Raw genomic sequence first — 9,894 nt, 5'->3', positions numbered from 1 at the left:
TGTCCGGCGCGTCGTCGGACACGACCCCCGGCCGCGGCGGCACGAAGCCCCGCGCGTCGTCGGACACGACCCCCGGCCGCGGCGGCACGAAGCCCCGCGCGTCGTCGGACACGACCCCCGGCCGCGGCGGCACAAGGTCCGCCGGCTGCCCCTCGGAGAGCTGGCCGGGCCGGGCCAGGCCGGTCGGGTCGATGCCCAGGTAGCCCAGTACGACGTCACGTTGCGCCGCGACCAGTTCCCGGGTGGTCCGCAGAAACTCCAGCACCACGGCGTCCACCGGTCCGTCACCTCCAAGTTCGGCCAGTCCGGCGGGCCCCGCCGCAGGGTCGTCGGTCGTCTCGCTGTGGTCGGTTACGCCGGCGCGGTCGAACGGGGGAGCCTGCGCCACGGTGTCCTCGACGAACCCGCGCACGCCGACGATCTCGGGCACGGATGCGACCCCGGGCACGGATGCGACCCCGGGTGACGTCGTCCGCGCCGTCAGCCGGGTCGGCGGCCGCAGCCCACCAGGAAGGAAGCGGCCGTCGGGCGTGCGCACATAGGCCCCGTCGATGAGCCAGCCGGGACGGCGCGGCAGGTCCGTCGCGCTGACCACCCGGGCGTCGCGGCCGGTGAACAGCGCGGAGGGGTCGAGCTCGACGCCGACGGCGGCAAGCTCGGCGAGGGCCAGCAGCAACCGGCGCAGCCCCGGCTCGCCGGCGACGTCGGTGGCCACCACCCGGTGCGGTCGACCGGCCAGAATCCTGCCGGCGAGTTGCGCCAAGACGCGGCCGGGCCCGGCCTCGACGAAGGTCCGCACCCCCGCGGCGTACATCGCCTCGATCTGCTCGACGAACCTGACCGGCGCCGCCACCTGACCGGCGAGCGCCGCCCGCACCTCGTCCGGGCTGCCGGGGTAGGGCCCGGCGGTCGTGTTGGACCAGACCGGCAGGGTCGGCGCCTCGACCTCGACCTCATCGAGCCGGGCGGCCAGCACCGTCGCCGCTTCCGCCACCACCGGGCTGTGGAAGGCGCACGCGACCGGGATCGGCTTGGCGCTGATGCCGGCCCGGCCGAGAGCCGCCACGGCGGCGGCAACGGCGTCCGTCGGCCCGGAGATCACGCTCTGCCGCGGGGCGTTGTGGTTGGCCACGACGACCCGGCCCGGTCCGGCCTCCCCACCCGTAACGGCCCCGTCGAGCGCGGCGCGGACCTGCTCGACCGACGCGGAGACCGCAGCCATCGTGCCCGGGTCGTCGCCAGCGGCTGCCAGGATCGCCGCGGCACGGGCCTCGCTCAGGCCGATGAGGTCCCGCCGGTCCAGCGCCCCGGCTGCGCACAGCGCGACCAGTTCGCCGTAGGAGTGCCCGGCGACGTGGTCCGGGCGCACCCCGAGGCTGGTCAGCAGGTCGTGGACGGCAAGCCCGGCGAGCCCCAGCGTCGGCTGGGCCGCACGGGTGTCGGTGATCGCGGCCGCCTGGGCGGCCTTCTGCTCCCGGGAGAAGGCCGCCGGCGGGAACATCGTATCCGCCCACCGGGGGGCGAGGTCCAGCACGGACCGCAGCCGTGGGAAGGCGATGAACAGGTCGGCGAGCATGCCGGGCCGCTGACTGCCCTGACCGGGGAAGAGGAACGCGGTGGCACCCGGATCCGCGTCCTGGTCCCGGACGAACAGACCCGCCCGAGGGTTCGACGTGAACGTGCGCGCCTGGTCGATGGCGGTGGGCAGCGCGTCGAGGTCGTCGGCGACGAACGCGAGCTGGACCGGGCCGCCGCGTTCCGCGCAGACGGTGGAGGCGAGGTCACGCAGGCGGAACGGCCGTCCGGCCGCGTCGTTCGCGACGATCAGCTCGGCCAGCCGGTCCAGCGCCCGGGTGGCCGCCGCCCGGTCGGTGCCGCGGACGACGAACAACTCCGCGGGCCAGCTGTCGAGGCCGTGGGCGGGCTCGGGTCCGCCGTCATAGGCGGACAGCACGACGTGGAAGTTGGTGCCGCCGAATCCGAAGGCCGACACACCGGCGTGGCGCCGCGCGGCCGGGGCAACCCACGGCCTGGCGACGTCGTCAAAGTAGAACGGGCTGGTCTCGGCGTCCCAATAGGCGTTCGGCGTTTCGATGTGCAGGGTCGGCGGCCGCACCCCGGTCTCGACGGCCTTGGCCATTTTGATCAGACCGGCCAGGCCCGCCGCACACTTCGTGTGCCCGATCTGCGACTTCACCGAACCCACCGCGCACTGGCCCGGCGTCGCACCGTAGTTGGTGAAGACCTCGGTGAGGGTGGCGAGCTCGGTGCGGTCCCCCACGACCGTTCCGGTCGCGTGCGCCTCCAGCAGACCGATCTCGCTGGGCGAGATCCCCGCCCGCCCGTAGGCCCGTTCCAGGGAGAGCACCTGGCCGGCCTTGCGCGGCGCGGTCAGCCCCAGGGCCCGCCCGTCGGAGGAACCGGCGACGGCCCGGATGACGGCGTGGATCCGGTCGCCGTCCCGTTCGGCGTCCGCGAGCCGCTTGAGCACGATGACGGCCACCCCCTCGCCGAGGCTGGTGCCGTCGGCGCCCGCGTCGAAGCTGCGGCACCGCCCGCCCGGAGACAGCGCATGGACGGAGGAGAACAGCAGAAAGTCGTGGGCGCCCGCGTGGGTGTCCACGCCGCCGCACAGCACCATGTCCGAGGTGCCCGCGACGAGCTCCTTGCAGGCGGCGTCGAGGGCGGCGAGCGACGACGCGCAGGCCGCGTCCACGGTGAAGTTCACCCCGCCGAGGTCCAGCCGGTTGGCGACCCGGCCAGCGATGACGTTCGCGAGCATGCCCGGGAACGAGTCCTCGTCCAGCTCCGGCAGGAACTCCTCCAGCTCGGCCGGCAGGTCCCCGAGCAGCGCCGGCCACAGGGAGCGGAAGCTGTAGGCACCGGAGAGATCCGTCCCGGCCTCCGTGCCGAAGACCACCGACGTGCGGGAGCGGTCGAACGCCCGACTCTCGCCGGCGGTCTTCTGGCCCACGTCCTTCTGGCCCACGTCGTACCCGGCGCCGCGCAGCGCGCGGGCGGCGACCTCCAGCGCGAGGAGCTGGCTGGTCTCGATACTGCGCAGCGACTTCGGCGGGATACCGTAGGCCAGCGCGTCGAACGGCACCTGCGGGAGGAAACCGCCCCATCTCGACGGCGTCCTGCGGCCAGCGTCCCTGAGCACCGCGTCCGGGTGGTAGTAGACCTCGGCATCCCAGCGATCGGCCGGGACCTCGCGGATGGCGTCGTTGCCGGCGACGATGTTCGCCCAGAAGCTGGCCAGGTCCGGGGCGTCCGGGAAGATCGCGGACATCCCGACGATCGCGATGTCGAGCGGCCGGGCGCCCGGGCGGTCGGGCGCCGCGCTCCTGTCGGCGGGCCGTGGCTCGGCGGAGCGCAGCTCGGCGGAGCGCAGCTCGGCGGAGCGCAGCTCGGCGGAGCGCAGCTCGGCGGAGCGCAGCTCGGCGGAGCGGGCGGCGAGCCCGGCCGTGGCCTGCGCGGTGACCTCGTCATGCAGCTCGGCGATGCTCGTCCGCCGCGAACGCAGGGCGGCGACCTGTCCGATCATGTACATGCCGTCCCGGGCCTGGGTCGCGGGATCGACTGTGACGACCTTGCTGCCCTCACGGCGCAGGCCCTTGCTCGCGACCCGCAGCCGGCCGAGGTTGAGCGCCTCGAGCTCCTCCCACATCTGCTGGCGGGAGTTGCCGGCGGCGATCAGCTCACGGCGACGGCCCAGAAAGGTGTGGACGTACGCGGACTCCACGCACCGGGTGGCATGACCGGGAGAGGTCTCGAGCAGCACGGTGCGCTCGCAGTCGAGAGCGGCCTGCTGGAAACCCGGCAGGATCGCCCCGGACGCGACGGCCTCGGCGGTGAACAGGTACGCGGTGCCCATCAGCACGCCGACGCTCGCGCCCCGCTCGGCGAGCGGCCCGGCCGCCGCTGCGACCATCGCAGCGGAACGGGCGTCATGCACGCCCCCGGCGAACAGCAGATGCAGGCCCGCGAAGAAGTCCGGACCGGCCTGACCGGTCGTGCCGAACTCCAGCAGGCCGGCGATCTGCGCCTCCCACAGCGGGAAGCTCGCCCGCGGCCCGACGTGCCCGCCGCATTCACGCCCCTCGAAGACGAACTTGCGCGCGCCGTCGGCCAGGAAGCGGTTCAGCAGCCCCTGGGACGGGACATGCAGGAACGTGTCGATGCCGGCGGCCTCCAGCGGGGCCGCCTGTGCCGGGCGACCTCCGGCGACGATCGCGCAGGCAGGACGCACGTCATGCACGGCGGCGAGTTGGGCGGCCCGCAGCGGCGCCGGGGCGAACCCGAGGACCCCGACCCCCCAGGGCGCGTCCCCGAGCAGGTCCGCGGTCTCCTCCAGCAGGGCGCGGCTGTCCTCGCCACTCATCAGCGCCAGGGCGAGGAAAGGCAGCCCGCCCTCGTCGGCGACGGCACGAGCGAACGCCGCCCGGTCGCTGACCCGCGTCATCGGTCCCTGCACGACCGGGTGGCGCAGGCCGCGGACAGCGGCGAAGGGCGCACCGGGGGCGAGGGGACGGGTACGGGTGGCGGCAGCGATGCCCTCGCGGATGCCCTGACGCACGGCCCGTACGACACCGCCCGCGGTCACGTGGCGGTCGGCGAGATCGGCGGCGAACGCTCCGTCCTGGCCGACCGGGAGAAACTGGTTACGCAGATCACGCGCACCCAGCCGGAACGGGATCGCCGTGGCAGCGCCCGTCATGGCGGCGACGGGCAGATCGGGGCGGGTGTACACCCGGTAGCCGGCGAGGAGGGTGGTCTCGCTGCCGTCCATCGCGCGGATCGCCGCCGCGACCTGTGCCGGCAGCTCCATCTCACGCACCAGGGCGAGCTGGGAGTCCAGGACCACGCCGGCCGCGCCGCCGGCCACCGCGGCCGCCGCGGTGGCCGGACCGATCCCGCCAGCGGCAAACACGGGCAACGGCGCGCCCTCGGTGGTGACGAACGCCTGCGCGAGCAGATGTTGCAGGAGGGTGAAGGTGGTGAGGTCGCCCACAGGCCCCCCGGACTCGTTACCTCGCGCGATCAGCCCCTCGACCCCCGCAGCCACCGCGTCGCGCGCCTGCGCAACCGAGGTGACCTCCGCCCAGACCCGGCGCCGCGCCTCTCCACTCGGCCCGCTCGTCCGCCACCGGCTCGTCAGCGCGCCGATGTCCCAGCGGCTCCCCGGGCCCGGCCCGGCATCCGCCCACGCGACGGGGCCGGATCGGGGATCCGGACCGGATCGGGCGACGAGTACGACAGTCCCGACGCTCGCGGGCAGCTCGTCGGGACCGAGGGGGCAGCCGGGGGCGGCCCGCACCCCGAACCGGCCCGGCGCCCACCGCGCGGCGTCCCGCAGCGCATCACGCGCCGGTCCGGCCAGCAGCCCGAGATCCAGCACCCCGAGCCCTCCGGCCCGCTGCACCGCGGCGACCAGGGACGCGGACGGTTCGGCGAACGGCGTGATCACCACGACCAGCTCGCGGGCGTCGAGCGGATCGCGGTCGGCGGGGTTGGCCGGCGAGGCCACGGGTGACGCGCTGGGTGCAGTGGTCATCGGCTGGTCCTCCCGACCGGTCCCCGCCTGAGGCAGGGCGCTGAGGGGGCAGAGGCTGAGGGGGCTGTGCTGGTCCGCATGGGCGGGCAATCGCTGGTCCGGATGGGCGGGTAATCGCTGGTCCGCGTGGGCGGGCACCGCAAGGGCAGGCGGGCAGCCGGCAGACCCGTGGCCAGCGGCGCGCCCGCTGCCGCACGATCGTCGCGGCGGCGCATCGAGGCCATGGAACTCACCCACCGAACCAGCATGATCGACTTGTTTCGGACGACGGGACCGCCCGCACCATCCAGACCTCCTGGTCAGTGCCGTCGGGACGGCAGACATCCGGGAAGCCGCATCCGCCCTGAGTATGCGAAAAACGAACCAACCCCCAACAGGCTGTCGCGGAACTGGTGTCCCCCGGTCCCACGGCGGCCGCATCCGATTAGCCGACACAGGATTGCCAACGTGCGCGGAATACTAGCCGGCTCGGTTGGGATCATTGCGCGGCGCCGGACCACAGCGGTGATCGTGGGCCCATCGGACCACTGGCGCGGTCGCCGTGACCAGGTTCGGACGGCATCCAGTCGCCGGCTCGCCCACCGCCGGACATCGATGACGATGTCGCGGATCGGGATTACACAGAGCCCGCAGGGGTGTGCACCGGGCGACGTCATCAATCGCTGCGGCCATCGATGGAGGTTACGAATGAGTATCACGCAGGTCGCTATCCCGGTCGCCGGTCGCGGCGGTTTCTCTTCAGTATCGATCATCCAATGCGGCGATGAACAGATGTGGCTACTTTCCGGCAACACACACCCGCACGCGCAGGGCCTGGAGAAATCGGATGCGAGGACGACGCCCCGGGAGGTATGGAACCACGGGCGGACACCGTCCTGAAAATCGATCGTGGTCGCCGCCGGCCGGGTCAGGCGCTGACGGACGGGGACTGACTCCTTCAGACCCCATGCGGACCAGAAGGGACATCGGCCAACCTAGTCACAGCGCGCCATCGATCGCAAGCTTATCCGATCAACTTTCCGGCAACGACCTCAATAGGGATGCCAATGGCAACATTTCAGCCACAATAAGCGACAGTCGTCGCGGGGCGTGCAGGACATGACCCTCGGGACCGGTCAGGCGAGGCCAGATCGATTACCACGGACCGGCTTTGTCACCCGGGTGGGATCATCGGCACGCGGCCGTCGGCACCGGGAACGGACACGCAGGGTGTCCGTTCCCGCCACTGCTCGATCATCGGGACCGGGCTCTCGCCTCATCCCTTCGCGCCGAAATGCCGGCGGCCCCGACGGAGAGGTCGATCATGATCGCCGTCATCGGAGGACCAGGTGCCGGCGACCGCGTCCCGCGCGGTGGCGCACCGGGGTTCGCGGCTCGAATCCGAGGTCGTAGATCATCGGCACCGCCGCGGATCCCACGGATCCCGCCGATCGAACATCCACGGCAGCGGCCTCATGACCTTATGACGTCACAGTTTCAGGGCCGCGGGTTGCCGGGGGCCGCGAACGCGCTCGTCTCCCGCTGCCACGCGATCGCCAGCTGGGTCCGGTTCGTGCACCCCGTCGCCACGAGCGCATGGGTGAGATGGTGCTTGACCGTGTCGATGCTGATGCACAGCGCCTCGGCGACCTGGCGATTGGAACGGCCTTCGGCGACGAGACGGACGACGTCGCGCTCGCGCGCCGACAGCTTGCCCGCGACCGACGGGCCCGGGTCCGCCCGGATGTAGAAACGCAGGAGGTTACCGAGATGCCGCCCGAGAACTGCCCCGACGGCGCGGTCCCGCGGTCCGAACGCGCCCGGCCGAGAATCCAGCAGGGACACCACGGCGCCCACGTTCGACGGACCGAACAGGCGGATGAGCAGCTTCGCGTGGATGCCGTGTGCCCGCAGAAACCGCTCCAGGCGCATCCGCACCTCCGGGCGTTCCGGGACGCCGAGATCGTCAAGGGTGGCGAGCCCCCGCTCGCGGACCGAACGCAGGCTGTCCGGATTGCTGAGGGCCTCCAGCTCCCGGTAACGCTCCAGGTAGGGGCCCGCGAGTCGAAGCGCCAGTCCGCGACCGGTGGGCCGGGCGTCCTGGAAGGCGGTCTCGAGCGAGGAGCCCAGGAAGAAGGCGGAATGCCGGTAACCGAGATGCCGGGCCATGCCGTCCAGGGCGAGCTCGCGGAAGGATGCCAGCGACGACGCCCGCTCGCAGTCCTCCACCACGCGCAGGATGCCGCGCAGCTCGGCCGCGCCGAGAGCCAGGTCCCGCGGCATCGGCGCGGTACGCGCCACCGGAGCGGACCGGACGGGCGGGCCGCCGGCCGAGACCGCGCGGCCGGTGGCGCTCGGCGCGTCGCCGCGGCCCATCGGCGAGCCGCCCATCGGCACGCCGCTCCCCGGCGGGCCGGAGCGCTGGTGCAGCGGTCGCCCCGCACCGGCGCCGGTGGCTGCGGAATGCCGGGTGGCCGGCGAGCGGTGCGGCGGGGTCAGCGGTGCGGGTGAGCTCGCGGAGACACGCCTCGCGACCCGGCCCGCCGCAGCGGCCTCGGCGGATGTGTCGACGGTCACGCCAATTCGCGGCCGATGTAGTGCGTCCTCACCGATAACATCATGCGGGCGGGAAACTCGGTCGGTCACACGTGCCTCCGGGGGGGGTCAGAACTCAGAACCGACGCCAGGCCTCGTCCGCTAGGGACGATGCCGCCAGGTTGATTTCCGGCGAAGTTGGACAGGTTCGGCAAGCGTAGGGCCCACCTCCCTCGCTACGCCAGTAGTCGCCCACGCCCCCCCGATCACACTCACCCCGCATCTTCGGCTCAGCCGGGGAAAACGCGACCTTAACGCACGTAAACGTTTGGGATGGCGGCGTCCGGCGGCCCCCGGCAGTGGCTCGAGGTGATTTTTCCCTCCCGCTGGCACCGCCCGTCGGGGCTACCTCACAAGTACGAGATTGGCTCCCCGGCTTCGATCGCGGCCGCGAAAGAAACCGGAAAACGTCCTCCGGCGCGGGTGAGCCCCGGATCCCGACCGACATCGACAGCATGAACATTGGTCACGCAGGGTATCCACAGCGGCAGTGCACGGTTTCGCCAGCGGTCCGCGGCCCGCCTCCGGAGGGGTTGAGTTCTCCGCTCCCCGCACGGACCACCCATCCCATGGTGCCGCTCCACGACGACGACACATCGAGCGCGGACACCATCGAGCGCGGCCGGGGCGCGATGTGGCCATGCACCGATCATCGACCGGTCGAAGCCACAGCAGGAGACCAAAGCCACGGTAGGAGAGAGGCGGAGGTACGAAGGCGATGACCTTGGGGCGGTCGGTCTTCCTGGTCGTGGTGGGTGCCATCCTGCGCTACGCGCTCACCTGGCACGCCACCGGAGTGGATCTCCAGGTTCTGGGCCTGATCCTGATGATCACGGGGATCGTGACATCGATGATCTGCCTGCTCCGCGCCTTCCTGCCGGCACCGGCACGGGCCACCGCACGTACCCGCGGAGCGGGGCGGACACCGATCGGGCCTGGTCCCGGACCGATCGGGCGGCGCATCGAACGAACGGCGGCGTTCGGCACATACCGGTACGGCCCACCGCAGCCCGGGTCCAACAGGATCCAGAGGGATGCCGGCTACCTCGATGCCGGTCACGCGGGCCCCGGTTACACGGAGAGCGACCGCACCGATGCCGGCTATGCGGACGCAGTGGACGACGGACCCGGCTCGGGGGGAGGGTACCCACCCCCGTGCCCGCCGCGATTCACTGAATCACCGTCATCCTGATCGCGGCGCCCCGACCACCGGGCCGTTGACCTCCCACCTAAAATTTATTTTTACGATAAACGGTATGACTATTTACAATAGACGCAATTCACGCGCGCGATGTACAGCGTCGCGACGCCGTGGCACGTCGAGCTTGCGGTAGATGCTCTTCAGGTGCGTCTTCACCGTGTTCACGGAGACGAAGAGCTCGGCGGCGATCTCGGCGGTCGTCAACATCGTCGGCAGATAGCTGAGGACCGCGAGTTCCCGGTCGCTGAGCCGGCCGCCCGCCCCGGGTCCCCGCCCGGCCCTGGAACCGGGTGAGCGCTCACGCGCCCCCGGCTGCCCTGGGGAGATCGGACTTGTTCCCGTCCCAAGGCCGTAGCCCGCCGGGCCGGAGGGGCCGGAGGGGCCGGAGGGGCCGCGCGGGACGCCGGCCCCCTGCCTGTCACGGTCAGGCGGCGCCGAGCGCGCCGCGGGGGTCATGCGGGCCGGACGTGCCATTCGCCCGCTCATGACGGATCGACGTGGGGTGGCCGGCCACGCGGGCGCGGGCACCGCCACCTCTCCGCTCGGCGTCCCCCCGCTCGGC

General features: G+C 72.4%; 4 protein-coding genes. 1 reads left to right on the top strand and 3 read right to left on the bottom strand.

The genetic code is table 11. From position 1 onward, the window contains the following. Both AC08OO_RS14320 and AC08OO_RS14315 read right to left on the bottom strand, forming a co-directional pair. A partial coding sequence (locus AC08OO_RS14320; protein WP_476618629.1) for a beta-ketoacyl synthase N-terminal-like domain-containing protein occupies nucleotides 1-5,557 on the bottom strand: 5,557 nt, incomplete at its 3' end. A gap of 1,476 nt (nucleotides 5,558-7,033) precedes the next feature. Then, nucleotides 7,034-8,113: a helix-turn-helix transcriptional regulator gene (locus AC08OO_RS14315; RefSeq protein ID WP_476611299.1), complete on the bottom strand. Its 1,080-nt coding sequence runs from the start codon at nucleotides 8,111-8,113 to the stop codon at nucleotides 7,034-7,036. A 736-nt stretch (nucleotides 8,114-8,849) separates the two neighbouring features. Between AC08OO_RS14315 and AC08OO_RS14310 the strand changes: the two genes are divergently transcribed. Continuing rightward, the gene (locus AC08OO_RS14310) at nucleotides 8,850-9,323 is read left to right on the top strand and encodes a hypothetical protein (protein WP_476611298.1); all 474 of its coding nucleotides are present in this window, start codon (nucleotides 8,850-8,852) and stop codon (nucleotides 9,321-9,323) included. Between the two features lie 72 nt (nucleotides 9,324-9,395). Here AC08OO_RS14310 and AC08OO_RS14305 read toward each other — a convergent pair whose 3' ends face one another. Next, nucleotides 9,396-9,788, bottom strand: coding sequence for a response regulator transcription factor (locus AC08OO_RS14305; protein ID WP_476618628.1), 393 nt, complete (start codon nucleotides 9,786-9,788; stop codon nucleotides 9,396-9,398). Nucleotides 9,789-9,894 lie beyond the last annotated feature (106 nt).

Source organism: Frankia sp. CeCAU1 (genome assembly GCF_977971845.1).
Note: the sequence above shows the minus strand (reverse complement) of the source record. Positions and strands in the feature narration are given on the sequence as shown.